Source organism: Nocardia nepalensis (genome assembly GCF_048910785.1).
Taxonomy (GTDB): Bacteria; Actinomycetota; Actinomycetes; order Mycobacteriales; family Mycobacteriaceae; genus Nocardia; species Nocardia nepalensis.
Window position 1 is genome coordinate 379,806 of sequence record NZ_JBKBET010000028.1, and the last position, 24,797, is coordinate 404,602.

24 protein-coding genes are annotated in these 24,797 nt (G+C 66.2%); 5 read left to right on the forward strand and 19 right to left on the reverse strand.

All coding sequences use genetic code 11. The features are described 5' to 3' along the window. Nucleotides 1-60 precede the first annotated feature (60 nt). Nucleotides 61-570, forward strand: a complete 510-nt coding sequence (locus ACHQ4I_RS22495; protein ID WP_420774178.1) for an NUDIX hydrolase — start codon at nucleotides 61-63, stop codon at nucleotides 568-570. A 213-nt stretch (nucleotides 571-783) separates the two neighbouring features. Here ACHQ4I_RS22495 and ACHQ4I_RS22500 read toward each other — a convergent pair whose 3' ends face one another. Both ACHQ4I_RS22500 and ACHQ4I_RS22505 read right to left on the reverse strand, forming a co-directional pair. After that, the gene (locus ACHQ4I_RS22500; RefSeq protein ID WP_420773769.1) at nucleotides 784-1,464 is read right to left on the reverse strand and encodes a TIGR00266 family protein; all 681 of its coding nucleotides are present in this window, start codon (nucleotides 1,462-1,464) and stop codon (nucleotides 784-786) included. Between the two features lie 71 nt (nucleotides 1,465-1,535). After that, nucleotides 1,536-1,904 carry an arsenate reductase family protein gene (locus ACHQ4I_RS22505; protein WP_420773770.1) on the reverse strand — a complete coding sequence of 123 codons (369 nt, stop codon included), beginning with the start codon at nucleotides 1,902-1,904 and terminating at the stop codon, nucleotides 1,536-1,538. Between the two features lie 169 nt (nucleotides 1,905-2,073). On the opposite strand from ACHQ4I_RS22505, the gene ACHQ4I_RS22510 reads away from it, so the two are divergent. Further along, a complete protein-coding gene (locus tag ACHQ4I_RS22510; protein ID WP_420773771.1) occupies nucleotides 2,074-2,343 on the forward strand; it encodes a hypothetical protein in 270 nt (89 codons plus the stop codon). A 132-nt stretch (nucleotides 2,344-2,475) separates the two neighbouring features. Here the strand turns inward: ACHQ4I_RS22510 and ACHQ4I_RS22515 are convergent, their stop codons facing one another. Both ACHQ4I_RS22515 and ACHQ4I_RS22520 read right to left on the reverse strand, forming a co-directional pair. After that, entirely contained in the window at nucleotides 2,476-3,789 is a 1,314-nt protein-coding gene (locus ACHQ4I_RS22515) for an aspartate aminotransferase family protein (protein WP_420773772.1), read from the reverse strand. A gap of 107 nt (nucleotides 3,790-3,896) precedes the next feature. Then, a complete protein-coding gene (locus ACHQ4I_RS22520; protein ID WP_420773773.1) occupies nucleotides 3,897-4,859 on the reverse strand; it encodes an NADP-dependent oxidoreductase in 963 nt (320 codons plus the stop codon). 394 nt (nucleotides 4,860-5,253) lie between these two features. Here ACHQ4I_RS22520 and ACHQ4I_RS22525 point away from each other — a divergent pair, with 394 nt between their 5' ends. Further along, nucleotides 5,254-5,754 carry a hypothetical protein gene (locus ACHQ4I_RS22525; RefSeq protein ID WP_420773774.1) on the forward strand — a complete coding sequence of 167 codons (501 nt, stop codon included), beginning with the start codon at nucleotides 5,254-5,256 and terminating at the stop codon, nucleotides 5,752-5,754. Between the two features lie 17 nt (nucleotides 5,755-5,771). On the opposite strand, the gene ACHQ4I_RS22530 is transcribed toward ACHQ4I_RS22525, so the two are convergent. From ACHQ4I_RS22530 to ACHQ4I_RS22560, 7 genes are all read right to left on the reverse strand, one after another. After that, nucleotides 5,772-6,386: a cutinase family protein gene (locus ACHQ4I_RS22530; RefSeq protein WP_420773775.1), complete on the reverse strand. Its 615-nt coding sequence runs from the start codon at nucleotides 6,384-6,386 to the stop codon at nucleotides 5,772-5,774. A 498-nt stretch (nucleotides 6,387-6,884) separates the two neighbouring features. After that, nucleotides 6,885-7,646 carry a DUF8020 domain-containing protein gene (locus ACHQ4I_RS22535; RefSeq protein WP_420773776.1) on the reverse strand — a complete coding sequence of 254 codons (762 nt, stop codon included), beginning with the start codon at nucleotides 7,644-7,646 and terminating at the stop codon, nucleotides 6,885-6,887. Nucleotides 7,647-7,716: 70 nt separating this feature from the next. Next, entirely contained in the window at nucleotides 7,717-8,967 is a 1,251-nt protein-coding gene (locus ACHQ4I_RS22540) for an ABC transporter substrate-binding protein (protein WP_420773777.1), read from the reverse strand. Next, nucleotides 8,957-10,021 carry a branched-chain amino acid ABC transporter permease gene (locus tag ACHQ4I_RS22545; protein ID WP_420773778.1) on the reverse strand — a complete coding sequence of 355 codons (1,065 nt, stop codon included), beginning with the start codon at nucleotides 10,019-10,021 and terminating at the stop codon, nucleotides 8,957-8,959. The genes ACHQ4I_RS22540 and ACHQ4I_RS22545 overlap by 11 nt, the downstream gene beginning before the upstream one ends. Beyond that, nucleotides 10,018-10,899, reverse strand: coding sequence for a branched-chain amino acid ABC transporter permease (locus ACHQ4I_RS22550; protein ID WP_420773779.1), 882 nt, complete (start codon nucleotides 10,897-10,899; stop codon nucleotides 10,018-10,020). Before ACHQ4I_RS22550 ends, ACHQ4I_RS22545 begins: the two co-directional genes overlap by 4 nt. A gap of 2 nt (nucleotides 10,900-10,901) precedes the next feature. After that, nucleotides 10,902-11,627 carry an ABC transporter ATP-binding protein gene (locus ACHQ4I_RS22555; protein WP_420773780.1) on the reverse strand — a complete coding sequence of 242 codons (726 nt, stop codon included), beginning with the start codon at nucleotides 11,625-11,627 and terminating at the stop codon, nucleotides 10,902-10,904. Beyond that, nucleotides 11,624-12,382, reverse strand: a complete 759-nt coding sequence (locus ACHQ4I_RS22560) for an ABC transporter ATP-binding protein (RefSeq protein ID WP_420773781.1) — start codon at nucleotides 12,380-12,382, stop codon at nucleotides 11,624-11,626. Before ACHQ4I_RS22560 ends, ACHQ4I_RS22555 begins: the two co-directional genes overlap by 4 nt. A gap of 223 nt (nucleotides 12,383-12,605) precedes the next feature. On the opposite strand from ACHQ4I_RS22560, the gene ACHQ4I_RS22565 reads away from it, so the two are divergent. Further along, nucleotides 12,606-13,892: a PucR family transcriptional regulator gene (locus tag ACHQ4I_RS22565; RefSeq protein WP_420773782.1), complete on the forward strand. Its 1,287-nt coding sequence runs from the start codon at nucleotides 12,606-12,608 to the stop codon at nucleotides 13,890-13,892. 28 nt (nucleotides 13,893-13,920) lie between these two features. On the opposite strand, the gene ACHQ4I_RS22570 is transcribed toward ACHQ4I_RS22565, so the two are convergent. The 7 genes from ACHQ4I_RS22570 to ACHQ4I_RS22600 form a co-directional block, all read right to left on the reverse strand. Then, nucleotides 13,921-15,063 carry an ABC transporter substrate-binding protein gene (locus tag ACHQ4I_RS22570; protein ID WP_420773783.1) on the reverse strand — a complete coding sequence of 381 codons (1,143 nt, stop codon included), beginning with the start codon at nucleotides 15,061-15,063 and terminating at the stop codon, nucleotides 13,921-13,923. After that, entirely contained in the window at nucleotides 15,060-15,836 is a 777-nt protein-coding gene (locus ACHQ4I_RS22575; RefSeq protein ID WP_420773784.1) for an ABC transporter permease, read from the reverse strand. The genes ACHQ4I_RS22570 and ACHQ4I_RS22575 overlap by 4 nt, the downstream gene beginning before the upstream one ends. Next, the gene (locus tag ACHQ4I_RS22580; RefSeq protein ID WP_420773785.1) at nucleotides 15,833-16,738 is read right to left on the reverse strand and encodes an ABC transporter ATP-binding protein; all 906 of its coding nucleotides are present in this window, start codon (nucleotides 16,736-16,738) and stop codon (nucleotides 15,833-15,835) included. The genes ACHQ4I_RS22575 and ACHQ4I_RS22580 overlap by 4 nt, the downstream gene beginning before the upstream one ends. Continuing rightward, a complete protein-coding gene (locus tag ACHQ4I_RS22585) occupies nucleotides 16,735-17,625 on the reverse strand; it encodes an ABC transporter permease (protein WP_420773786.1) in 891 nt (296 codons plus the stop codon). The genes ACHQ4I_RS22580 and ACHQ4I_RS22585 overlap by 4 nt, the downstream gene beginning before the upstream one ends. Nucleotides 17,626-17,734: 109 nt before the next feature. After that, nucleotides 17,735-18,772, reverse strand: a complete 1,038-nt coding sequence (locus ACHQ4I_RS22590) for a TIGR03842 family LLM class F420-dependent oxidoreductase (protein ID WP_420773787.1) — start codon at nucleotides 18,770-18,772, stop codon at nucleotides 17,735-17,737. Between the two features lie 20 nt (nucleotides 18,773-18,792). Further along, nucleotides 18,793-20,214, reverse strand: coding sequence for a dihydropyrimidinase (gene hydA, locus ACHQ4I_RS22595; protein ID WP_420773788.1), 1,422 nt, complete (start codon nucleotides 20,212-20,214; stop codon nucleotides 18,793-18,795). A 16-nt stretch (nucleotides 20,215-20,230) separates the two neighbouring features. After that, nucleotides 20,231-21,067, reverse strand: a complete 837-nt coding sequence (locus tag ACHQ4I_RS22600; RefSeq protein ID WP_420773789.1) for a nitrilase-related carbon-nitrogen hydrolase — start codon at nucleotides 21,065-21,067, stop codon at nucleotides 20,231-20,233. Between the two features lie 122 nt (nucleotides 21,068-21,189). Between ACHQ4I_RS22600 and ACHQ4I_RS22605 the strand changes: the two genes are divergently transcribed. Beyond that, nucleotides 21,190-22,650: an aminotransferase-like domain-containing protein gene (locus ACHQ4I_RS22605; protein WP_420773790.1), complete on the forward strand. Its 1,461-nt coding sequence runs from the start codon at nucleotides 21,190-21,192 to the stop codon at nucleotides 22,648-22,650. Here the strand turns inward: ACHQ4I_RS22605 and ACHQ4I_RS22610 are convergent. Further along, nucleotides 22,647-24,392, reverse strand: a complete 1,746-nt coding sequence (locus ACHQ4I_RS22610) for a CocE/NonD family hydrolase (protein ID WP_420774179.1) — start codon at nucleotides 24,390-24,392, stop codon at nucleotides 22,647-22,649. The genes ACHQ4I_RS22605 and ACHQ4I_RS22610 overlap by 4 nt on opposite strands. Nucleotides 24,393-24,797 lie beyond the last annotated feature (405 nt).

Genomic DNA, 24,797 nt, shown 5'->3' on the forward strand with positions numbered 1-24,797 from the left:
CAGGGTGGCGTGCGGAGATCAGGTTACCCTCGACCGGTGTTCGCACACCCTCGGTCGGAGATGATCGCGGTCTATGACGCCGCGGGTCGCGAGATCGGCGCGGCCGACCGCGCCGCCGTCTATCGCGACGGGATCTGGCACGCCAGCGCGGGCGTGCTCGTGCGCTCCGGCGATGGGGAGCGGATCTATGTACATCGCCGCACCGACACGAAGATGGTCTTCGCGGGCATGCACGACTGCCTCGCCGGTGGTGTCGTCGATCCGGGCGAGACACCGGCGCAGACCGCGGTCCGCGAACTCGCCGAGGAACTGGGCATCGTCCTGCCCGCCGACGCACCCCCGCTACCGCTGCGTGCCACGGCGTCCTGGGACGGCGAATGGCAGGGCAGACCGATGCGCTGTCATCTGTTCGCCTATGAGCTGCGCCATGACGGGCCGATGCGCCACCAGCCCGAGGAGATCGCCGACGGCTGGTGGTGGACCGATGCCGAACTCCGCGCACACCTGGCCGACCCGACCTGGCCGTTCGTCCCCGATACCCGCATCCTCACCGACCAACTGCTGGCCTGAATGCCATCGGCCCACCAGGTCCAGGACCTGATGGGCCGACGAGCCTGCGATCTGTCAGGCGGCGCTACCGCTCATAGCACCCATGACCTGGGTGAAGAGGTTGGCGACGACTTCGAGGAGCTCCATGTACATTCCCTTGCTGGACCCGATATGAAATTTGCATTCTGCATGAGTTAGGTGTCCAGCAGGTAAGAGGGTCGTGAAGTTGAGTGACTAGCCCGAGGACGCCGCCGACCCGGCCCAGGCGGCGAAGGCGCCCGGATTTCGGGTCTGCAGCAGCACCCGGCCGGGCCCGGTGAAGTCGAAGACCAAGCCCTCGCCCGACTTCAGCGACTGGATGGACCGCCCGGAGACCGCACGCCGGATGGTGAAGTTCATGGCCAGGTCATAGGCCACCACGTGTCCGGTGTCGATGGTGATCGGCTCGCCCGGCTGCAGATCGATCACATCGATCGCGCCGAACACACCGACGACCACCTCACCGTCGCCGTGCGCGCGCAGACCGAAGCCGCCCTCACCGCCGAACAGGTTCGCGAAACCGCCCCATTTGCCCTCCACCTGCACGCCGTGCGAGTTCGCGATCCAGCCGCCGCGGCTGATGAAGAACGGCCGATCGGGCGTGATCTGCAGGTTCAGCATGTCGCCGGGTAGTGCGGGCGCGACATCCACCCAGCCGCCCTGCGGCGGTGCGGTGAAGGTCGAGACGAAGAACGATTCGCCGGCCAGCACCGACCGCTTCAGCCCGGCGAGGATGCCGCCTTCGGCCTTGGCCTGCAACGAAACTCCCGCCGAATGCGCGACCATGGCGCCGCTCTCGACCCGCATCGGCTCGCCGCCCGCGAGGAAGCACCGCGCGACGGCGGAGGCGGGGCTATGGCGCAGTTGTACCTTCATATTTGCCGACCCTACCGCCTGATTCGCCGCGAAAGGCCGGCCGAATCGACGCGGAAATCAGGGGTATCGGATCAGGTCAGCGAACGCAGTGTTTCCTCGTCCCGCGCGACTACCGCGCCACCGTCCGGGGTGAGCACGATCGGGCGCTGGATCAGCTGGGCGTGCGTCGCCAGCGCCTCGATCCACTTGTCCCGATCGGCCGGGGTGCGCCCCCACCCGGACATGCCGAGATCCTTGGCGATCTGCTCACCCGTCCGGGTGATCTCCCACGGTTCGGCGCCCAGCCGCTCCAGTACGGTGCGCAGCTCGGCCACGGTCGGCGGATCGTCGAGATAACGCCGCACCGTGTACTCGACGCCCGCCTCGTCCAGGTGCTCGGTCGCGCAGCGGCTCTTGGTGCACCGCGGGTTGTGCCAGATCTCGGTGTGCCCAGATGTCATGGCTTCCAATTAACCATGGCGGCCGGGGTGTGGTCTGCACGGGCCGACCCAACCGCGCCGCCGCGGCTCAGCCTCGGTCCAGGCTCCGGAAGAACGACCGCACGTCATCGACGAAAAGATCCGGCGCCTCCAACGCGGCGAAGTGCCCGCCGCGCTCGAACTCCGACCAGTGCACGATGTTGTTGCCGGTGTCCAGCGGCCGCGCTTCGACTACCGCGCGGTCCGCGATTCGAACCCCGCGGCCTGCCCGGCGGGGATTCCGCGGCACATGTGGCCAGTGGGGTGGCCCGAAGGTGGCCGTAACATCGGCGCGGACAGCCCGCAGTCGCTGGTCTTCCTGCTCGCCGCGATCGATGCCGACTTCGAGATCGAGGACGGCGAGGAACTAGCCGCCCATCTGCGACGGATCACCCTGCGCTTCCAATCCGCGCTCGACTGAATTCGGCCATAGATGGGACCGCGGCCAGCAGCACAGCGACCGCGGTGCCCGCACCGCACGGTCAGCGCCACCACCGACAGTCGCAGCACGTTGTGCGTATTATCCGGCGGGGTGAGTTCCCGCGGCTTGCCACTACTGCACGTATTCGTCGGCGATATCGAGTACCGCGTCGACGATCTCCAGTCCGGTGCGCAGGTCGTCGGCGGTCGTGGTGAGTGGCGGCGCGATCTGAAAGCGGTTGCCCGCGTTGAACGGCCACAATCCGCGTTCCTTGGCGGCGGCGGTGACCCGGTTCATCGGCTCGGCGGCGAAGCCTGCGGCGGCGAAGGGAATCAGCGGTTCCCGGGTGTGCGGGTCGCGCACCAACTCCAGCGCCCAGAAGAAGCCGAGGCCGCGTGCCTCGCCGACGCTGGGATGGCGAGATGCCAAGTCCGCCAGGCCCTTTCCGAGCACATCCGCGCCGACCGAGCGGACATGGTCGAGAATGCCGTCGCGTTCGAAGACACCGATCGAGGCGACGCCCGCCGCGCAGGCCAAGGGATGACCCGCGTAGGTCAGCCCGCCGGGATACACCGTGTTGTCGTAGCGCTGGGCGATCTGCTCGGCCATCAGCACACCGCCGAGCGGGACGTACCCGGAGTTCACGCCCTTGGCGAAGGTGATGATGTCGGGCGCCACGCCGTAGGCCTGCACCGCGAACCACTCGCCGACCCGGCCGAATCCGACCATCACCTCGTCCGCGATGTAGACGATGCCGAATTCGTCGCACAGCGCGCGCACCCCGGCGAGATAACCGGGCGGCGGCACGAGGACACCGTTGGTGCCGACGACCGTCTCCAGGATCAGCCCCGCGATGTGCTGCGGACCCTCCAACTCGATGACCTGGCGCAGATGCTTCAGCGCCGCCGCCGTTTCCTCCTCGGGAGTTGTTGTGTCCCAAGGCGATCGGTAGGGATAAGGCCCGAAGAAGCGGACCACGTCGACATTGGTCGGCTCGGCGCCCCAGCGCCGCGGCTCACCGGTCAAACCGATCGCCACGCCGGTGCCGCCGTGATAGGAGCGGTAGGCGGCAAGCATTTTCGTGCGACCGGTGTAGCTGCGCGCCAGCCGTACCGCGTGTTCGACGGCCTCCGCGCCGCCGGTGGTGAACAGTATCCGGTTCAGGTCGCCGGGCGCGCGTTCGACGATCAGCCTGGCCAGTTCGCTGCGCACCGCATTGCCGACGGTCGGCGAGATCGTAGTGAGTTTCTGTGCCTGGTCGATGATCGCCGCGACGATATCCGGATGCTGGTGGCCGATATTGACATTCACCAGTTGGGAGGAGAAGTCGAGATAGCGTTTTCCGCTCTCCTCCCAGAACCACGAGCCCGACGCGCCGACGATCGGAACGGGATTCAGTGTCGCCTGGGCGCTCCAAGGATAGAAGACGTGGTCTGACCCGCTCATGCGGCGAACTCCCCCTTCGAACCCGGATAGAACAGCACATTGGCACCATAGCCCGATTGCGGCGGCTGCGTGGTTGGAGACACGGTCTCTACCCAGCCACATGCCGGTCAGGGAATCAGCACGAGCTTGCCGGGTGCGTGTCCGACGATGCCGACCTCGTGGGCCTTCGCGGCCTCGGCGAGCGGGAAGGTGGCATCGACGATGACGCGCAGCGCACCGGATCCGGCCCGCTCGACGAGTTCGCCACGGGCGGCGCCGCGGATCTCGGTGCCTGCGTCCTGCCCCGGCCCATAGCCGAGCACCTTGATGCCGACCGCGGCGCGTCGTGGCGACCCGGCGATCGAGGCGATCCGGGCGCGGTCGGCCACCAACTCCAACGAGACGTCGAGCGCCTCGTCGGTACCGGCGAAGTCGACGGCGGCGGTGACGCCCTGCGGCGCGGCGGCTTTCACGCGATCGGCGAGCCCAGGGCCGTAGCCGACGGGGATGGCGCCGAGCTCGCGCAACAATGCGTGGTTGCGCTCGGCGGCGGTGGCGATCACCGTCGCACCCGCGGCGGCGGCCAGCTGTACGCCCATCAGGCCAACCCCGCCGGCCCCGCCGTGGACGAGCACCGTGTCGCCGGCGCCCACGCCGGCGGCGTGCAGCGCGTGCACGGCGGTGGTGCCGGTCAGCATCAGCGACCCGGCCTGGGCCCACCCGATCCCCGCGGGCTTGGCGAAGATCGACGTGGCCGCAGCCGTGACGTAGTCGGCGTAGGCGGCCGTCACGGGGTACACGATGACCTCGTCACCGACCTGCACACCGGTTACATCCGCGCCGACCTCGGTGACGACGCCCGCGCACTCCAGACCGATCGAGGGCATCGAGGCGGCGACCCCGGCGGCGTCCTTGTGGTCGTCGTCCACGGCGTGGAAAGCCCCGCTGTAGAGCTTCCAGTCGATTGGATTGACCCCTGCGGCCCGGACCTCGACGACCACGCCGCCGGCGGCCGCGCGCGGTGTCGGCACCTCGGTCACGACGAGTACATCGGGTGTGCCGTAGGCGGTCGGACGCACGATTCTGGGCATGCTTGGGCTCCTGTCCTGGTGGGGTGGCAGTCGGCCCGGCGAGGGGCGCCGCGACCGATCGGATGTCTCGTCGAGAGCGGCACATCCGCTGTCGAGAACTCCCGAGGATCAGTATTGGCCCGCCAAGGCATGACCTGCAGCGCAACATTGGTAAGGAGTACTTGCGTGGCACGCAAGTGGGCATGGGTTGTGGCGCGTGCCGGCTACTCCTGATCGCTTGTCCGACAGGGGCATCCGACCGGACCGCAAGGCGCCACATGCCGATGAGCGTGAGCGGCGCGGCAATTGCTGTGAAAGCCCCCATGACAGGCCCTCTTGCCATTGCACTATTTGGTGATAGTTTTTCTGTATGGTCGGCTGGACCTAATACTCGCTGCGCATCGAGGGAGATGTCGTGTCAAGTGCCGGAAACGTCGCCGCTGCAAGAGTTTGCGGGGGAATTCTCGGTATTCTCGCATGCCTGGTCGGGGTGAGCACCGCGCACGCCGATGATGGCCCCGGCCCGTTACTGGTCGGGGACACAGCGTATTTCGCTATGGGCAGTTGGAACTGCTCGATCGGTGCGGACGGCACAGTCGGCTGCGACCTCGCAGACCCGGCCCCGTCCATGAATGTGCTGTATGTCGGAACGCAGGTGTCGATGCCGAATGTGCCGGCCATCATCATCGACTCGACCATGTGGCCGGCACATCCTCAGTGGAACTCCAACGGCAGTCACACTGTGCCGGGCGGAAATCCGCCGCTGCCGCGCATCGCACCCGCGGGTTACCACGACCCCCAGTATTCGATCACATATGCCGGAGCGAATTGCCAGATCACCTATCAAGGTGCGGCAGTATGCACATCGATGGGGCACGGGTTCAGCCAATGGGGACCGGTGCCGCAAGGCTACTGATCCCCACGAATCACTGGCTACCGATACCAGATACCGGAATCCCAATCACTGTAGTCCCACACGTTGAAATCGTAGCGACCATGCGCACCCCCGAACAGATAGCCCCACCATCCGGCCGAGGTGTCGCAGATCTGGTCGTCGTGGTTGCACACCGTCAGCACCGGGAAGTCGCCGAACCAGTCGTCGACACCGGCCAGTGGATAACCGACGATCCCACTTCCGGGAGCCGACGACAGGCCACCCCAACCGGGCCCGGGGGCTCGCTTGGGATCCGACAGGAGAATAGCGTTGGCATTGCCGACATCCTGGTGGGCGGTGACCCAGGCGTGGACGATGCCCGCGCCCTCGCTGTGCCCGATCAGCCTGATGTGGTCGTCCGGACATTCGCTGCGATGCAGCCAGAACAAGCGGTCGAGTTCGTTCAATCCCGACATCGGGTCGAGCGAATTGTAGCCGACAGGTTGATCCACAAAGGGGATGAACACCGACGATGTGTTATCCCCGAGACCGCCGATACCGATGGCCCAGTCGCCAATACAGTTGTCGGCGTGAGCCTTCGACCCCATTTCGTTCGTGAAGGAAAGGATGATAGCCAACAGTAATGCGGCGAAGAGCGCCGTTGCTCTACGCATGGTCGTACTTCTTCATTTATCGCGCCTCCGGGTCCAGCCCGGCTTGTGCCAGGGGGTACCCAAAAGTTGCTCGCGTTCTTGCTTTCTGGCGAAATAGTTACACAGGCCATCGATATATTGGCCGGAACGCAATGTCGGAGGCCATGATCCGCAAAGGAGATCCGCCTGCCCGAGCGATACACTCCCCGTTTCCCGAGCTCCGATGGTCGAACGTCGCGGAGCATGGCTGCGAGGAATGGTTGTCGCGGTCGACTTTTGGGATGAGGAATCCGCAAGGTGACCGCCGACCAGCCTTTCCAGCAATCATCCAGTCCTTCGAACCGGGACAGCGTCCATAATCGACTGCGGTGCACGGTTTCTGGGCGGGTGTCCCGACTTCGACGAGTCCGGCCAGGGCTTGGGGCAATGGGCCCTGGCGCAGGACGCCGAGGTGCGGCGGCACCGAATGCCCACCGCCCCGCGCCCGGACGCAAGAGCCGGGCGCGGGGGTGCGGGACCTTACTTCGGCGCCGCCGGAACCATCGGGTCCTTGCAGGCGGGCAGCTCGGCCGGGCACGGCGACAGGATGGTGCTGAAGTATTGGAAGGCCGAGAACAGGGCCAGCGGGCCGCCGACCGTCACCAGGCCGACCATGGCACCGACCGCACCCAGGGTGGCCGCGCCGAGCACGCAGCCCGCGACGGCCGCACCGACAAACGGCAGCAGCAGGGCGATGACCGGGCTGGCAAGGGTCGCACCCGCCGCGCCGCCGACCAGACAGCCGACACCGCCACCGAGTACCGCGCCGACAATCGCGCTGACCGCGCTGCCGATGGTGAGCCGCTGCGCGAACGTGCCGAGGGCCGACTGGTCACGCGGGGTGAGCGATTCCGCGATCGGCTTCGCAGCCTGCTCGGGGGTGATGATGTCGCTCGCTGCGATATCCGCGATCGGCGTGCCACGTTCCCGGGACGGCGTCAAGACCGCGGTGTCGCCGTCGATTCGGGCGGTAATGGGATACGCGGTGTTGTCCATCCGATAGGTCAGCGGAATCGCCGCCGCCGGGGTGCCCGCGGCATCGGTCAGCACCAGTTGGTCGGCGACCGTCCTCAGCACGCCATCGGTGGTCTTCAGTACCGCCGAATCTCCTTGGCGCGACACCTCGTAATGCACCTCGGTCTGCACGGGTGCGGCCGTCGGCTCGGCGTAGACAGTGCCCGAGCCGATACCGACCGCGGTGGCGGCCAGGGCGGCGGTCACGATGAACTTGCGCGAATTCATATTGATCCTCATCGATCGTTTTCTGGAGAGCTGTCGCGGCGGCACACCGCGACAACGACTGCGGGAACGGCTATTTGCTGGTGTCGACGATCGGGCCGACGGCCGACCAGTGATTGCCTTCGAAGCGCTGGATCTGCACGCCCTCCATCGGGAAGGCGTCCCCCGGACCGGTTTTCAGCGTGATGCCGGGCAGCAGCGTGTCGATGGCGATACCGGATAGGCTCCGGGTGGCATCCCGAAGTCCTTCGCGGGTAGCGCATTTCGCGGCCTCGAAGGTCTTGGCGAAGCTGTCGGCCGCCGCCCAGCCGGTCAGCGTGTAGGTATTGGTCGGATCCGCGCCCGGCGCGTACTTGGCCAACTTCTCCCGGTACGACTTGATGGCCGCGTCATCGGCCCAGCGTGGATCGGCCGGATCCTTGGTGAAAGCGGTCGACACCACGCCCTGCACATTCTCGAAGCCGACCGGCTTCAGCACGGACAGCGAATTGGCCACCATGGACACGATGTGCAGCGGATTCCAGTCGGGGTTTCGGGCATCACCGGCCAACGCCTGCGAGGCGAACTTCGGCGTCGAGATATCCAGCAGCACATCGGCTTTCGAATTCGCCAGATTGCGCAGCTGCGGGTCAACGGTGGGGTCGGTGACCTCGTAGCTCTGCTCGGCGACCACCTTCACGCCGCTGCCGGCAATGGCCGCGACGAAGCTGTCCTTCAGGTCCTTGCCGAAGTCGTCGTTCTGGAACAGCACCGCCACAGTGCCGTTCGGCTTCTCCTTCTTCACGTAGTCCGCGAAGGCCCGCCCCTCGGCGCGGTAACTGGGCTGCCAGCCGATGGTCCAGGGGTGCTCGCTGTCGGAGCCCCACTTGGTAGCTCCACCCGCGACGAAGACCTGCGGCACCTTGCGCTGGTTCAGGTAGTCCCACACCGCCGAGGAGGTCGGCGTGCCGAGGGTCTGGAAGATGGCGAATACCTGATCCTGTTCGACCAGGCGGCGCACCTCCTCCACGGTCTTGGGCGGCTGGTACCCATCGTCACGGACGTTGTATTCGACTGTGCGCCCGCTGATTCCGCCCTTCTCGGCATTGAGGTAGTCGAAGTAGGCCCGCGCACCCTTGGGTATCTCCCCGTACGCGGAGGCGGGACCGGACAGCGGGTAGACCCCGCCCAGTTTGATACTCGAGTCGGTGATGCCGACGGTCTGCTGTCCCTTGCAGTCGCCTTGGGCGACGGCACCGGCACCGTCGCCGCGACCTCCGCAGGCGGTGGCGGCGAGCAGCACGGCCGCCGCGGCCCCTATGACGCGAATGGCCTTAGTGCGCATTGACTTTCCCTTTCCGAGCGATATTTCCGATCCAGCTCGCCGCCCGTCCGGCGAGGCCCGCCAGTCCGGTCGGCGCGAGGTACATGACCGCGATGAGCAGCAGTCCGAAGACCACGCCCGGCGCGGCCTGATTGACATCCTGGGCGAGGGTGGGCACGTACATGACGAACAGTCCGCCCAGCAGCGGCCCCCACAGCGAACCCAGTCCCCCGACGACCAATCCGGCCAGCAGAGTGATGGACAGTCCGGTGGCGAAGGAGTCGGGTGAGACGTAGGCGATCACCCAGGTGTAGACGCACCCGGCCACACCGGCGAACATGGCGCTCCACGCGAAGGCGAGGGTCTTGTAGTGCGCGGGCCGCACCCCCATGACCTCGGCGGCCGTCTCGTGATCGCGAATGGCGTTGAGCGCCCGCCCGACTCGCGAGCGCAGTACACCCGCGACGAACAGGAAACTCACCGCCGCGACGACCAGCGCCAGGAAGTACAGCCACTGGTCCTCGGCCAGCCCCGACCATTGCGGCGGCTCCGGCTTGGACACAGTCAGCCCCATGGACCCGCCGGTGAGCGTTGCGAAGCGCTTGAGCAGCGGCACCAGGAAAATGGCAATGGCGAGGGTGACCAGCGCCAGGTACAGGCCGCGCAACCGCAGCGCCGGAATACCCAGTGCGAAGCCGAGCACGAAGGTCACCCCGGCCGCCACCGGCAGTGTCGCGATATGCGGTGTGTCCCAGCGGTCCAGCAGGATGGCCGTGGTGTACGCGCCGATGGCCAGGAACGCCCCGTGTCCGAGCGAGATCTGACCCGTCTGCCCCACCAGCAGATTCAGTCCGAGCAGGGCCACGGCATACACGAGTGCCATGGACAGCTGGAAGGTATAGAAAGGGGCGAGCTGGAAGGGCGCGCAACAGGCCACTGCGAGCAGCGCGAGGACGACCAGCGCATTCCGGTGGCGTAGCACCTGGGTGAGTCGCGACTCTCGTCGCGATGCGGGAGATTCGCCTTCCGTCTCGTCCCGCTCGGGTATCGCGGTGGCGATCGCGTCCTCGCTCATACCCGTTCCACCACCGCTCGTCCGAACAGTCCCTGCGGCCGCAGCAGCAGCACGCCGAGAATGATCACCAGTGGCACGCCGATTTTCAGTTCGGTGCCGATGGCGTCCACGTATGCGCCCGTGAGGGTTTCGGCGACGCCGACAATGAGACCGCCGATCACCGCCCCACCCGGACTGTCGAAGCCACCCAGGGTGGCCGCGGCGAAGGCGTAGATGAGAACCCCTCCCATCATGTTGGGTTCGAGGAAGAGCACGGGTGCCGACAGCACCCCGGACACCGCGCCCACCAGTGCGGACAGACCCCAGCCGAGCGCCAGCACCACGCCGACGCGAATGCCCGACAGGCGCGCGGAGGCGGGATGACTGGCCACGGCCCGCATGGCCAGGCCGATCTTGGTGTAGCGGAAGAGCAGGTAGATGAGGCCCATGACGAGCGCGACCACGACGATCACACCGAGGTTGCCGTATCCGGCGGTCACTCCCCCGGCGCGTAACACACCGTCCGGGAAGGGATTCGGGAAGGATTTCACCTGATACGACCAGATCCATCCGGCCGCGGCATTGATGAAGAAGTACAGGCCGACGGTGACGATCACCAGGGTGAGTTCGGACGCTCCCTCGACCGGGCGAATGACGACCCGTTCGATGAGCATGCCGCCGACGAAGGACACCGCGAGCGTGACGAGAAGTGCCGCCCAGAACGGCATTCCGTATTCGACGCACTGCCAGGCGAGAAAGGCGGAGAACATGGCCAGCTCGCCCTGAGCGAAGTTCACGATTCCGGTGAATCGGAAGATGAGCACCATGGCCAGGGCCAGACCGGCGTAAATCGCACCGGCACTGAGCCCTTCGATGAGCTGTTGCAGGAGTCCGGTCATGGCTACACCCGGTATCCGAGATAGGAGCGGGCGACCGCTTCGTCGGCCCGAATCTGATCGGCGGTGCCGGACAATACGATTCGGCCGGTCTCGATCACGTGGGCGTGATGGGCGACTTCCAGCGCGAGATGCGCATTCTGTTCGACGACTATCACGGTGGTGCGCTCCTCGGCATTGATGGTGTGCACGATCTGGAAGAGCTCCTGGGTGACCAGGGGCGAAAGACCGAGGGACGGTTCATCGAGCAGCAGCAGCCGCGGTCGCAGCATGAGGGCGCGGCCGATGGCCAGCATCTGCTGTTGTCCGCCGGAGAGCCCGCCCGCCGGGTCGCGCAATTTCTCCTGTAGAATGGGAAAGAAGTCGAAGACCCGGATCAGGTCGGCCTCCACCCGTGTGCGGTCGCGCCGGGTGTAGGCCCCGACCCGCAGGTTCTCCTCGACGGTCAGGGCGGTGAAGGTGCCGCGTCCCTCGGGAACGTGTGCCACGCCCATGCGGGCAACGGATTCCGGTGCCCGCCCTGTGATTACGGTGTCTTCCAACCGAATATCACCGCGCGCCTTCACCATTCCGCACAAGGCGCGCAAGAGGGTGGTCTTCCCCGCGCCGTTGGGCCCGAGAATGGCGCAGACCTCGCCGCGCCGCACGGCGAAGCTCACGCCGTGCAACACCCGCGCACCGCCGTATCCGGCGTGCAGATCCTCGACGGTCAGAAAGGGGTCCAGGCTCATGCCGCGCTCCCCAGATAGGCCGCGATGACAGCCGGATTCCGCTGCACCGCTTCGGGTTCGCCATCGGCGATCACAGATCCGAATTCGAGGCAGACGACGTGGTCGCAGGTGCCCATGACGAAGCCCATATGGTGTTCGACCACGATGACGGTGAGATCCAGATCCGACCGCAGCGCCCGCAGCCGGGCCGCGAATTCGTCGACCTCGCCGTGGCTGAGGCCATTGACCGGTTCGTCGAGCAGCAGCAGCTTGGGCCGAACCGCCAATGCGCGGGCGAGTTCGATGCGCTTGAGGGTGCCGAACGGCAGCCCGGCGGCGAGACGATCCGCCACATCGGTCAATTCCAGACGCTCCAGCAGCTCGTCGACCTCCGCACGCAGCCGCCGTTCCTCCCGCCGCACGCCCGGCAGCCGCAGCCCCGCGGACAGGAATCCGGCGTGCGCCCGGTGGTGCGCGCCGACCAATACGTTGTCGCGGACCGACAGGCGCGCAAACAGTCCCAGATTCTGGAATGTCCGTGCGATGCCGAGCGCGGCGAGTGCGTGCGGCGGCTGGTCCAGCAGCGGCGCACCCTCGTAGGTGATGGTCCCGGCATCGGGTGTGTAGCGGCGGGTCAGACAATTGAACAGTGTTGTCTTCCCCGCGCCGTTGGGCCCGATGAGACCGACCATCTCGCCGGCGGCGACTCGGAAGCCGACCTCCGCCAGCGCGGTGATCCCGCCGAAGCGGAGACTGAGTTGTGAGATTTCGAGCATGCGGCCTCCGGCCACCGCGAACGGCGGGCTGACATCGGTGCGGACCGCGTGACGCGACTCTCACCGGAGGGATAGAACTCGGTCAGCGTAAAAGTCGCAGGTCAGGGCGCACATTGGACGTGGAGGACCAAGTTCTGCGACGGCATTTGTCCGCCGCGGACATGGCCTCGGGACCGTCAGCCGCGTTGACACGCCGAGTGGCGACGTGGATTAATCCCGTCTCATGACTGTGTCTGCTGGATCACACTCGGCCGCGATCGCGAATTACTCCGCGAGCGTGCTGGCCGCGCGCACCCGCATAGTGACCCGGCTGTTCGACCAGGTCCACCAGATGGCCGATATCGGCGTCACGGCGATCATGGGTCAGATTCCGGCCTATGCCGCGCGCGACGAGACGTTCTATGCCGATGTGCACGATCAGCTCGCCCAGCTGTGCCGGATCGGATTGGGCGCACTGCTCGAGGATCGCCGCGTCACCGCCGGGGATATCGCGTACACCCGGCGGGCGGCGGCGCGGCGGGCGCGCGAGGGACTGGCGTTGGTGGACTACATCAACGCCTTCCGACTGGGGCAGCAGGCGCTGTGGAAGTCGCTCATGGACTTCGCGGGTGATTCCAAGGACGATCGCGAGGCGGCGCTGTCGATGGTGGTGCCGCTCAATCGGTTCTGCGATCTGGCGGCCACACAGGCGGCGAACGCCTATCTGGAATTCCAGCAGTACCAGTCCGAAAACGGCCAGGAAAGCCGGGAATTGCTCGACAGCCTGTTGGCCGGGGCGCTGCCCGAACGCGGTCCGCAACTGTCCTCGGCACACGGGTTCGGTATCGGTGTCGATCCGGGCGCACCGCTGGTGGTGGTCACCGCCGCGGTGCTGGATCTGCACGGATCCGATACCGACGCAAAGCATCTGACCTCGGCCGCGCTGGCCCGGATCGGCGTCAATGGCCTGCGCACATTGGCGGGTGCGCATCGCGGCGAGGTGGTGGCGATACCGGCGCTGGGCCGCAATGGCTCCACCGAGGTGCTGTGCGAGCGACTGGAGGCGATGCGGGACAAACTGCTGGCGGCCGGTATCCGCCTCGCCATCGGTATCAGCCCCGTGGTCACCGGTATCGCCGATCTCCCACGGGCACACCAGGAATCGCGCTCCGCACTGGAACTACTACCCGAGGAGGGCGGCGTCCTGGCGCTGCCGCACCTGCGCCCCTTTCGCTATCTGATGCTGCGCGCCGACGCCACCACCCGCCATCTCGTCGACCCCCGCATCCGCGCCCTGCTGTCCGAGGACACCACCCGCGGCGGCGTCCTCGCCGACACCATCCGCGCCTTCGCCGCGGCCGATATGAACCTGCGCGAGGCCGCCGACGCACTGTGCGTGCACCACAACACCGCCAAGTACCGCCTGGGCCGCATCCAGGAACTCACCGGGCGGAATCTGCGCAGCGTGAGCGATCTGATCGATCTACTGGTGGCCATCGAACTGCAAGAGACGCAACGGGATCGGAGCTAGGAAAGCCGCACGGCTTCCTCGAGCGTAGCTATTTACCGCCTTCGGTGAGCGTCACCTGCTGCGGTGCGAATCCCGCTCCGGTGACGTCGATTCCACTGGATTTCAGCACGTCCAGGGCCTTGGTGACGTATTCGTTGGTGAAGGCGTCCGCGTCGGGATCCTTCTTCAGCACCGTGACGCCCTCCTGGTTCTTGGTCTCCTTGGCGATCTTCACGGTGCGGTCCCACGCGGTCTTGTCGATCATGCCGATACCGTTGGGCGAGGGCCAGATCAGCTTGTTGACCTCGTTGATCTGCCACTGCTGGTGGGTCGCGCCGAGGGTGCTGCCCGCGGCCACCGTGATATCGCGGCACTTGTCGACATTGTCGCGACAGAACGCCCAGCCCTTCAGTGAGGCCGCGATGAACTTGACGGTCTGGTCCCGGTATTTCGAATCCTTCAGCTTCTCCGAATTCGCCCAGATCGCGTCCTGCAGCATGGCGACGCCCTCGTCGTTCCAGTCGATGGTGGCGAAATCGTCTGCGGTGTAGAGCTTTCCGGTGTCGGGGTTCTTCGTCTCCAGCAGCTGGGCGTATTCGTTGTAGGACATGGCCTGGGCGGCATTGATGTCCTTGGCGAGGAAGGCGTTCATATCGAACTGCTGCTGGACCAGCTTCACATCCTTGGCCGGGTCGATGCCCGCCTTCGTCATTCCGGCGAACAGCTCGAATTCATTGCCGTAGCCCCAGTTTCCGACGGTCTTGCCGCGCAGTGCGGCCGGACCCGTGATGTTATCGGCCTTGAAGGACACCTGCTTGGTGCCCGAACGCTGGAAGACCTGCGCCACATCGGTAATGCCCGCCCCGGCCTCGCGGGAGGCCAGCGCCTTGGGCACCCAGGCGATCGCGTAATCGGCCTGGCCCTGGGCCAGCACCGTCTGCGGAACGATATCGGTTCCGCCGTCGAGGATTTCGACGGACAGGCCCTGCTCCTTGTAGAAGCCCTGGTCCACGGCGGCCAGATAACCGGCGAACTGCCCCTGTTTGAACCACTGCAACTGCAAGCGGACCTTGGTCAGGCCATCCGCGGTGGTTCCGGAGCCATTCTCGGTGGTGCTGCAGCCGGTCAGCGCGGCCGCCACCAACGCCGCCAGCGCGAGACAAGCACGTAGACGCCCTGTGTTACTTCTCATTTCGATCTCCCAAAGATGTCGCGGATCAGCATGGTCCGGGGTCGGCGGGTCAGTTGTTCGAGGATCAGGACGACGGCAAGGAAGAGCAGTCCGACGATCATGGCGCCGACCACATAGGCCCACGCCCGTGGATAAGCGGTATTCGCGGCGGCCGAGATGATTCGGCTGCCGAGCCCGTTCTGCAGGCCGCCGAAGTATTCGGCGATGATGGCCGCGATCACCGCCCCGGGCGCCGCGATACGCAGACCGGTGAACAGGTAGGGCAGCGCCGCGGGCAGCCGCACCATGCGGGTGATCTGCCAGCCGCCCGCCGCGTACGAGGTCATCAGATCGGCGTGCACCTGCGGAACCTGGCGCAGACCACGGGCGGTGCTGACGAACATCGGGAAGAACACCACGATGGCGACGACCATGCGGCGCGGGGTGTCGGTGGTGGTCGAATACATCGAATTGAGCAGCGGGGCGAGCGCGACGATCGGGACGGCGGCAGCCGCGGCGGACAGCGGGATCAACAGCCCTTCGACCAGCCGGAACCGCACCGCCAGCATGGCCGCCACGATGCCGAGGACGGCACCGACCAGCAGGCCGATGAGGGCATTCGTACCGGTCGCGATGGCCGCGTCGACGATGCGATCGATGTTCTCGGTGAACTGCTTCGCGATCGCGGTAGGCGCGGGCAGCAGGAAAGACGGCACGCCTGCCGCGACGGTCAGCACCTGCCACAGCGCCAGGCCGCCCACGCCGAACACCACCGGCGGTAGCCAGGATTTCATCGCATATCCCCTCCCGCCACGATGATGTCGGCGGCCTCGTGTCCGCCGCGCAGTGCGGTGCGAACCGCGGCGACTGCCTCGAAAAACGCTTCGCTGGAACGGATATCGTCGCCGCTGACGCCCGCCTCCCGGCCCCAGCCGCCGGTCGGCACGATCTCGGTGATGCGCCCCGGCCGCGGTGACATGACCACCACGCGGTCGGACAGGAAGACCGCCTCGGGAATCGAGTGCGTCACGAAAACCACTGCGGCACCGGTCTCTCCGGCGATGCGCAGCAGTTCGCCCTGCATGCGTTCGCGGGTCATCTCATCCAGTGCGCCGAACGGTTCATCCATCAGCAGCAGCGAAGGTTTACGGGCCAATGCCCTGGCGATCGCGACACGCTGCTGCATGCCACCGGACAGTTCCGCCGGATAGCGGCGCGCGAAATCGGTGAGACCGGCCATCTCAAGGAGTTCCGCACTGCGAGCGCGTCTTTCGGTCTTGGGGACCTTGTGCAGTTCGAGAGGCAGTTCGACATTGGCTTGTACGGTGCGCCAGTCGAGCAGGCCCGCCTGCTGGAAGGCGATGCCGTAGTCCTGGTCGATCCTGGCCTGCCGGGCGGATTTACCGTGCACGGTCACGGCGCCGCCGGTCGGTTGTTCCAGATCGGCGATGATGCGCAGCAGGGTGGATTTGCCGCAGCCGGAGGGACCGATCAGCGAGACGAACTCCCCCGCGAGGACTTTCAGCGAGACATCCGAGAGTGCGGTCACCGAACCGGCGTCGAAGGTCTTGCCGACATTGGTGAGGTCGACCGCCGCGACGTCCTCGGCCTTCGCCCCGACGGGACCCCGATCCGACACCTCGATCCGCGCATCGGCCTCGCTGCCCGTGGTGGCCGATTCCACTTTCCCGGTCAACGGGTACCTCCTGAAGAACCGCGCGCCCCGGCGGGACGGCTGTAACGACGTAGTGCCACTTCGGCCAGGCCGACGACGGCGGTGACGGCGACGCCGAGCAATGCGGCGGCGAGGACGGCCGCGTAGAGCCGAGCCGCGTCGCCGGTGGCCTGCTGGGAGAAGACGATGATCTGGCGGCCGATACCACCCGCGGTGCCGGTCGAGATCTCCGCGACCACCGCGCCGATCACCGATGCCGCGGCGGCCAAGCGCAGGGCGGGCAGGAAATGCGGCACCGCTGCGGGAAACCGCAAGTGCACCAGCGTCTCCCACCAATTCGCGGAGTAGCTGTGCAGCAATTCCACCGATGCCTTGGACGGCGCCTGCAATCCGCGCAACATCCCGACCGCGACCGGGAAAAAGGCCAGATACGACGCGATGACCGCGATACTCATCCACGGCCGCCACGGCTCACCGGCGATGACGATCTTCCCGCCCCACCCGGCCACCAGCGGCGCCAACGCGATCAGCGGAACCGTCTGCGAGACAACGATATAGGGCAGCAACCCGCGTTCGATGAAGGCGAAACGCTGCATCACCACGGCGAGCGCCACACCCACCACGGTGCCGATCGCCAATGCCAGCAGCGCGAGCCCGAAGGTGAATCCTGCTGTGCGCAATAGTGTTCCACCGACGGTGCCGGTGCCGTCCTTGTCACCGAGCACGGTAATGACCGACCAGACATGCGGCAGCGCACCATCACTCGTGCGCGGCAGGATCCGGGTGTCACCGATACTCACCCCGCGCTCCGGCACGAAGTACTTGACGAGTTCCCAGACCACGACCACCAGTACCAGCACACCGACCGCATAGCCGACCTGCCGCGCCCGCATCGCTGCCGCTCTCATCGATCACCCGCCGACACCGCAACCGGCTCCGCCTCGGACTCCGCCAGACGCCTCTTGACCAGCTCACAGCACGCCGCCGCGAGCGCGAGGGCCGCGGCTGCCGAGGCGATCACTCGGCGCCCGCCGTCGCCGTGACCGGATGCGCCAACCGTGGCAGCACCGATTCCCCGTATGCCTCCAACGTGGCCGTCTTGGCGTCGTGCTGGAGGTAGACCGCGAACTGGTCCACGCCCAGCTTCTCCAGTTCGTGCAGCCGGGCCAACTGCTCGTCGGGCGTGCCGATCAGGCAGAACCGGTCCACGATCGCATCCGGCACGAATTCGGCGTGGGTATTGCCCGCCCGGCCGTGCTCGTTGTAGTCGTAGCCCTGGCGACCCGCGATGTATTCGGTGAGCGCTGTCGGAATTTCGCCGTCGGTACCGTATTTCGCGACGATATCGGCGACGTGGTTGCCGACCATGCCGCCGAACCAGCGGCACTGTTCGCGGGCGTGCGCCGTCGCGGCGGCCGACCCGTCAGTCACATAAGCCGGGGCCGCCACACAGATTCTCACCGATCCGGGAGCACGGCCCACCCTCTCGGCGGCCGCCCGCACCCGCGCGATGGTCCACGCGGTGATATCCGGATCGGCCAGTTGCAAAATGAATCCGTCGGCGACCTCGCCGGTCAGATCGAGTGCGCGCGGCCCGTATCCGGCGACCCACACCTCCAGCCGCGAGGCGCTCGCCCACGGGAAGCGCACCACGGTGTCGTCGATGCGGGCGCTGCGGCCGTTGCCGAGTTCCCTGATCACCTCGATGGATCGGCGCAGTGTCGCCAGCGTCGTCGGTTTGCCGCCGAGGGTGCGCACCGCGGAGTCGCCGCGGCCGATGCCGCAGACGGTGCGGTTGCCGAACATATCGTTGAGCGTCGCGAAGGTGGACGCGGTCACCGTCCAGTCCCTGGTGGCCGGATTGGTGACCATAGGGCCGACCATGACCTTGCGGGTGGCGGCGAGAATCTGGCTGTATATGACATAGGGCTCCTGCCACAACAGGTGCGAATCGAAGGTCCACACATGCGAAAAGCCATGTGTCTCCGCCTGTCTGGCGAGTTCGATCACCCGCGATGCGGGAGGAGTGCATTGCAGCACCACACCGATATCCATGCGGCACTCTCCATTTCGAATCAGATCAAGTTCTGCGACAGTTCCCGGGCGATGAACCGACCGTGACCGGCAGTACCCAGATACGCACCGTCGTCGATGATCACGCGGCCGCGGGAGAGCACGGTGTCGACGTGTCCGTCGATCTCGAAGCCCTCCCAGGCCGAATGGTCCATATTCATGTGGTGGGTCTTGCCCAACCCGATGCTGGTGTGCCCGTTCGGGTCATAGATCACGATGTCGGCGTCCGCACCCGGGCTGATGACACCCTTACGTGGATACATGCCGAACATGCGCGCGGGCGTGGTGCAACACACATCGACCCAGCGTTCCAGCGAAATCCAGCCGTTCTGCACACCCTGGAACATCAGATCCATCCGGTGCTCGACGCCGCCGATCCCATTGGGGATCTTGCTGAAGTCGCCGACCCCCAGCTCTTTCTGGTCCTTCATGCAGAACGGACAGTGATCGGTGCTGACCGAGGTGACGGCACCGGTGCGGATATAGCGCCACAGTTCGTCCTGATGGCCTTGCGCCCTCGACCGCAGCGGTGTCGAACACACCCACTTCGCGCCCTCGAAACCCGGTGCGCCCAACTGCTCTTCGAGCGACAGGTACAGATACTGCGGGCAGGTCTCACCGAAGACGTTCTGCCCGGCGCCCCGTGCGGCGACGATCTGTTCCATCGCCTGCTTGGCCGAGACGTGCACGACATACAGCGGCGCATTCGTCAACTGTGCCAACATGATCGCGCGGTGCGTGGCTTCTTCCTCCATCTGCCACGGCCGGGTCACGCCGTGGTAGTAGGGCGAGGTCTCACCGCGCGCCAGCGCCTGCTCGACCAGCACATCGATGGCAATCCCGTTCTCCGCGTGCATCATCAGCAGCGCGCCGAGATCGCCCGCCGATTGCATGGCCCGCAGGATCTGGCCGTCGGTGGAGTAGAACACGCCCGGATAGGCCATGAACAACTTGAAACTGGTGACGCCTTCGGCCACCAATTCGCTCATCCCCTTGAGGGATTCGTCGTTCACCTCACCGATGATCTGATGGAACCCATAGTCGATCGCGCAGTTCCCCGCGGCCTTCTCGTGCCACAGACCGAGGGTGTCCTGCACCCGCTCGCCCGGCTTCTGCACCGCGAAGTCGACAATGGTCGTGGTGCCGCCCCAGGCGGCGGCGCGGGTGCCCGTCTCGAAGGTATCCGAGGCCTCGGTGCCGCCGAAGGGCAACTGCATATGTGTATGGCCGTCGACGCCACCCGGAATGACGTATTTGCCGGTCGCGTCGATGACCACATCCGCGGACTCGGCGAGATCGGCGCCCAATGCGGTGGCGCCGGGCTGCAGAACGGCGGCAATTGTCTCACCGTCGACGAGCACATCGAGCTTTTGCGATCCGGTGGCCGAGACCACCGTGCCGCCGTGAATGAACGTCTTCGTCATATCGATATCACCAGCCTCAGGGAGCCACCAGCGGTCCGTAGGCGTCGGGGCGGCGATCGCGATAGAACGCCCAGCGGTCGCGCACCACCTTGATCAGATCCATATCGAGGTCACGGATCACCAGTTCGGGATCGGTGTCCGAGGCGACGTCTCCGACGAATTTACCTTCCGGATCCACGAAATAGCTGGTTCCGTAGAAATCGTCATCGCCGTATTCCTCGATGCCCACCCGGTTGATGGCGCCGATGAAGTATTCGTTGGCCACCGCGGAGGCCGGCTGCTCCAGCTTCCAGAGGTAACCGGACAGGCCGCGCGAGGTGGCCGAGGGGTTGAAGACGATCTCCGCACCCGCCAGGCCGAGCGCCCGCCAGCCTTCCGGGAAATGCCGGTCGTAACAGATATAGACGCCGACCTTGCCGACGGCGGTGTCGAAGACCGGCCAGCCCAGGTTGCCGGGCCGGAAGTAGAACTTCTCCCAGAACCCCTTGACCTGCGGAATGTGGTGTTTGCGGTACTTGCCGAGATAGCTGCCGTCCGCATCGATGACCGCCGCGGTGTTGTAGAGCAGGCCCGACTGTTCCTGCTCGTATACGGGCAGGATCATCACCAGGCCCAACTCCTGGGCCAGGGCGGCGAATCGCTCCGTGGTCGGCCCGGGCACCGATTCCGCGTAGTCGTAGAACTTCGTGTCCTGTACCTGGCAGAAGTACGGGCCGTAGAACAGCTCCTGGAAGCAGATCACCTTGGCGCCCTGCGCGGCGGCCTGGCGTGCGTAGTCCTCGTGCGCCTTGATCATGGACTCTTTATCGCCCGTCCAGTTCGTTTGGACGAGCGCCGCTCGAACGATTCCCATGCTTTGTTATACTTCACTGCGAACCAATTCGGTTGTGTTACAAGATTGCGGAAACAGTTTCGTAGCCGTAAACCTTGGGGCCGGTCATCGTTCCGGCGCTGTGCCCGACGCAGAATGACGCTGTGAACTTCGATCCGACTACCGCGCCGCAGGTGCCCGCAGACGACGCGCGAGACACCGCGCCCGCTCCTGCCGTAGCCGGGTCCGGCCTGTTCAACGCCGATCTCGAAGATCGAACCCCGGCCGGGATCGCGGCCGCGGTGAGCCGCCGGATTCGTTCCGGTGCAATCGAACCCGGGTCCCGACTGCCGACCGTGCGTGAGGTCGCCCGCGAGTTGCGAGTCTCCCCCGCGACCGTCAACCAGGCTTGGCGGGCGCTGGCCGCCACCGGCGCCATTGTCGCGCGCGGGCGCGCGGGAACCTTCGTCGGCGAACGCACCGCCACCCGTCCGGCGCCGTCGACGGGTCGCTACCAGCGCCTGCATCCGCCCTCGGATAGCGCCTTCCGCATCGACCTGTCCCGCGGCACCCCCGATCCGGAGCTGCTACCGGATCTGGTCGCCGCCCTGCGCGCGATCACCGAGCACGGTAGCGGCGGCGACCTGGCGGCCGACTACCTCGGTGCGGCCGTGCTGCCGGAACTGGCCGCCAAGGTGCGCGCCGATTGGCCCTTCCGCGCCGAACGTCTCGCGGTACTCGACGGGGCGCTCGATGCCATCGATCGCGTGCTCACCGCGCACGTCCGTCTCGGTGACGCGGTCGCGGTCGAAGATCCTTGCTTCCCACCGTTTCTCGACCTGCTTGCCCGTCTCGGCGCCCGGCCGATTCCGGTCCGTATGGACGAATCCGGCTTGCTACCAGCCGATCTCGGCCGCGCCGTCACGAATCACGGTGCCACCGCATTGATCCTGCAGCCCCGCGCCCAGAATCCGACGGGCGTCTCGCTCACCGCCGCACGCGCGCGCGAACTCACGGATATCCTCGCGGGCACCGCCACCCTCGTCATCGAGGATGATCACTCCGCCGGAATCGCCTCCGCCGCACTGCGTTCCCTCGGATCGCGACTACCGAGCCGGACGGTACACATTCGGTCGTACTCCAAATCCCATGGCGCGGATCTGCGTCTCGCGGTCGTCGGCGGTCCCGCCGATCTGCTCGATCCGATAATCGAACGCCGCATGCTCGGCCCCGGCTGGACCAGCCGCCTGCTGCAGCGCCTGCTGCTCACCATGCTCGAGGACGATACCGCCGCACGCACCGTCGCCGCCGCACGCACCGAATATCGCAGGCGCGCAATGGAACTCCGCCGCGCGCTGGCTCGCAAGGGTATTACCGTCGCCCGTGGCGACGGCATCAATCTGTGGCTTCCGGTCGCCGATGAGAACGCGGCCATGATCTCCCTGGCCGCCGCCGGCATCAAGGCGGCACCCGGACGTCCCTTCGAGGTCGAGGACCATCCACCCGGCGACCACTTGCGCATCACCGTCGCCGCGATTACCGACGGCGAATTGGACTGGCTCACCAGCGAACTCGCCGCCGCGACCACCGCGGCTCCCACCTACCGCCGCGTCCGGCGCGCCTAGGACCCGGGCTTGATATCGAAGCTCGTGGAGCCGCTGTCACCGGCCGGAATGATGGGCAGGACCAGCGACGACGGGTGTTCGGCATCCTTGTAGATCGTCTGCGTCGCGGGCTGCGTCCTGGCGCTGTCGCCGAAGGGTTCGCCGGTATTCGGGTTCGGCGCGTACTGCGGGTAGTCACTGCTGCTGATGGCCACCCGGATCCGGTCGCCAGCCTTGAATTGGTAACTGGTCGGCCAGATCTTGATGGTGAACGCATACGGCTGACCGGGCACTAGAGCGGTGGGGTCGGACAGCGAATCCCGGAACGCGGCACGAATGATGCCATTGTTGAGATTGACGGCCGATCCGTCGGGTCCGACAACCTCCAGCCGCGCGACGAAATCGGTATCCGGGGCGGTGGAGGATGCCCACAACTTCACGGTGATCGGGCCGGTAACCTCGGTGTCGGTTTTCAGTGGATCGGTTGTGTAGGTGAGCACATCCGAACGCTGCTCGACCGCGGACTGGTCGAACGGTCCCTGCGGGCCCGAGCCCACCGAACAGCACGAATGCCCGCCGATGCTCGGCGCCGCGGATGCGGGATCGTAGACGTACCTGTCCACCGCCGCGGGTCCGGTCGGCGCCTGCTCGACCAGTTTGCCGACCCGTCCGGACATGCCGTTGGCGCCGCTGTCGGCGAAGTAGTACTCCTCCCACTGTGTTTGCGGCAGTGGCCAACTCGGCGCCGACTTCCAGCGATTGGCACCCATGAGGAAGTAGTCGACGCGTGGTTTACCCGCTACGCCGTTGTCCTGCCCCTTCAGGAAGTGGTCGAACCACGCGAGCATCAACTCGTTGATCGGGCTGTCACCCACCGACCCCAGCTTCTCGAGCCGGGGCGCGATGGTCGAGGTGGGCCGTCCCCAGCCGAGGTGATCCCACGGGCCGATCACCAGTCGCTGGTTCTGCCGCGCCTGCGGGTCCCCGCCGCGCTCGACCATGCCGGTGAAGTTCTCGACGCCGCCCGCGAGGAACGCGTCGTACCACCCCTCGATATCGAGCACCGGCACGCGCACATTCGGGTAACGGTCGCGGATGCTCCACTGCTTCCAGTAGTCGTTGCGTACCGAGTTGCGGATCCAGTCGAAAAACCACGCAGCGACGGCCGGATTTCCCGGCTGCAGCGGCGGAAAGTCTTTGTACGGGCGGTAATTCAGCCACGATGTGACGTTCTGCAGATCGGTGCGCAACTGGTTCGCGGTGGCCTTGTCGTCACGTTGTTCGGCGGATTCGAGTCCGATGGTGCCCATGGCCCAGGGTTCGACGAAGGCGAGCCGGAACGCGCCGCCCTCATAGGTCCAGCCGTCGTAATAGTCGGAGGCGGTATTCGCGGGCACGATCGTGGTCAGATGCGGCGGCGTCTCGATGGCGGCAAGCCATTGCGTGGCACCGACATACGACGAACCGTACATACCCACCTTGCCGTTCGAACCGGGCAGTTGGGCGGCCCATTCCACGGTGTCGTAGCCGTCGCGCGTGTCATTGCCGAATTCGGTGAAGGTACCGCCGGATTTCCCGATGCCGCGGATGTCCTGGATGACGACAAGGTAGCAGTGCGAGGCGAACCAGTCGGGTGTTCGATAGCGCGAAGGCTGGATCTGGGCGGCGGATTTGCCGTATTGGGTGCGCATCAGCACCACCGGAACCGGATCGCTGGTTTGCGGACGGTATACATCGGCGCGCAGTACCGTCCCGTCGCGCATCGTCGCCGCGACATCGGTCTGCTTGTCGACCGCGCACGACCCCCTGTCGTCGTTGGGCGGCCAAGCCCCCGTTTGCGACGACGATTTCGTGTCACTGCTCGCGGTGCAGCCGCCGACCAGCGCGCCGACGCACACCACGGCGGTGAGCACGCGACCGATGCCAAATGCGTATCCGGACAAGTCGATACACCTCCCGTGGAGGCGGTTTCACCGGAGATTCAGTGCGTGCCGAGCCATTAGTGATCAGGTGCGCCTCCGTCGCAGCCATGCTAACCGACACCCTGATGCGCTCGGCACGGATTTTCCCGCGGTCCGGCTGTGCCTGGGCGGCATGCGGGTCGATCGTGGCCGGATTTGTGTTGCCGCACAGTCGTAATCCGGCATCTCGTTCCGTTCGGCGCGTCG

What these genes read in the sequence shown, in the direction of transcription:
- ACHQ4I_RS22495 (WP_420774178.1), top strand. Translation starts at nt 61, where the DNA reads ATGATCGCGGTCTATGACGCCGCGGGTCGCGAGATCGGCGCGGCCGAC.
- ACHQ4I_RS22500 (WP_420773769.1), bottom strand. Translation starts at nt 1,464, where the DNA reads ATGAAGGTACAACTGCGCCATAGCCCCGCCTCCGCCGTCGCGCGGTGC.
- ACHQ4I_RS22505 (WP_420773770.1), bottom strand. Translation starts at nt 1,904, where the DNA reads ATGACATCTGGGCACACCGAGATCTGGCACAACCCGCGGTGCACCAAG.
- ACHQ4I_RS22515 (WP_420773772.1), bottom strand. Translation starts at nt 3,789, where the DNA reads ATGAGCGGGTCAGACCACGTCTTCTATCCTTGGAGCGCCCAGGCGACA.
- ACHQ4I_RS22520 (WP_420773773.1), bottom strand. Translation starts at nt 4,859, where the DNA reads ATGCCCAGAATCGTGCGTCCGACCGCCTACGGCACACCCGATGTACTC.
- ACHQ4I_RS22530 (WP_420773775.1), bottom strand. Translation starts at nt 6,386, where the DNA reads ATGCGTAGAGCAACGGCGCTCTTCGCCGCATTACTGTTGGCTATCATC.
- ACHQ4I_RS22535 (WP_420773776.1), bottom strand. Translation starts at nt 7,646, where the DNA reads ATGAATTCGCGCAAGTTCATCGTGACCGCCGCCCTGGCCGCCACCGCG.
- ACHQ4I_RS22540 (WP_420773777.1), bottom strand. Translation starts at nt 8,967, where the DNA reads ATGCGCACTAAGGCCATTCGCGTCATAGGGGCCGCGGCGGCCGTGCTG.
- ACHQ4I_RS22545 (WP_420773778.1), bottom strand. Translation starts at nt 10,021, where the DNA reads ATGAGCGAGGACGCGATCGCCACCGCGATACCCGAGCGGGACGAGACG.
- ACHQ4I_RS22550 (WP_420773779.1), bottom strand. Translation starts at nt 10,899, where the DNA reads ATGACCGGACTCCTGCAACAGCTCATCGAAGGGCTCAGTGCCGGTGCG.
- ACHQ4I_RS22555 (WP_420773780.1), bottom strand. Translation starts at nt 11,627, where the DNA reads ATGAGCCTGGACCCCTTTCTGACCGTCGAGGATCTGCACGCCGGATAC.
- ACHQ4I_RS22560 (WP_420773781.1), bottom strand. Translation starts at nt 12,382, where the DNA reads ATGCTCGAAATCTCACAACTCAGTCTCCGCTTCGGCGGGATCACCGCG.
- ACHQ4I_RS22565 (WP_420773782.1), top strand. Translation starts at nt 12,606, where the DNA reads ATGACTGTGTCTGCTGGATCACACTCGGCCGCGATCGCGAATTACTCC.
- ACHQ4I_RS22570 (WP_420773783.1), bottom strand. Translation starts at nt 15,063, where the DNA reads ATGAGAAGTAACACAGGGCGTCTACGTGCTTGTCTCGCGCTGGCGGCG.
- ACHQ4I_RS22575 (WP_420773784.1), bottom strand. Translation starts at nt 15,836, where the DNA reads ATGAAATCCTGGCTACCGCCGGTGGTGTTCGGCGTGGGCGGCCTGGCG.
- ACHQ4I_RS22585 (WP_420773786.1), bottom strand. Translation starts at nt 17,625, where the DNA reads ATGAGAGCGGCAGCGATGCGGGCGCGGCAGGTCGGCTATGCGGTCGGT.
- ACHQ4I_RS22590 (WP_420773787.1), bottom strand. Translation starts at nt 18,772, where the DNA reads ATGGATATCGGTGTGGTGCTGCAATGCACTCCTCCCGCATCGCGGGTG.
- hydA (WP_420773788.1), bottom strand. Translation starts at nt 20,214, where the DNA reads ATGACGAAGACGTTCATTCACGGCGGCACGGTGGTCTCGGCCACCGGA.
- ACHQ4I_RS22600 (WP_420773789.1), bottom strand. Translation starts at nt 21,067, where the DNA reads ATGGGAATCGTTCGAGCGGCGCTCGTCCAAACGAACTGGACGGGCGAT.
- ACHQ4I_RS22610 (WP_420774179.1), bottom strand. Translation starts at nt 24,392, where the DNA reads ATGCGCGACGGGACGGTACTGCGCGCCGATGTATACCGTCCGCAAACC.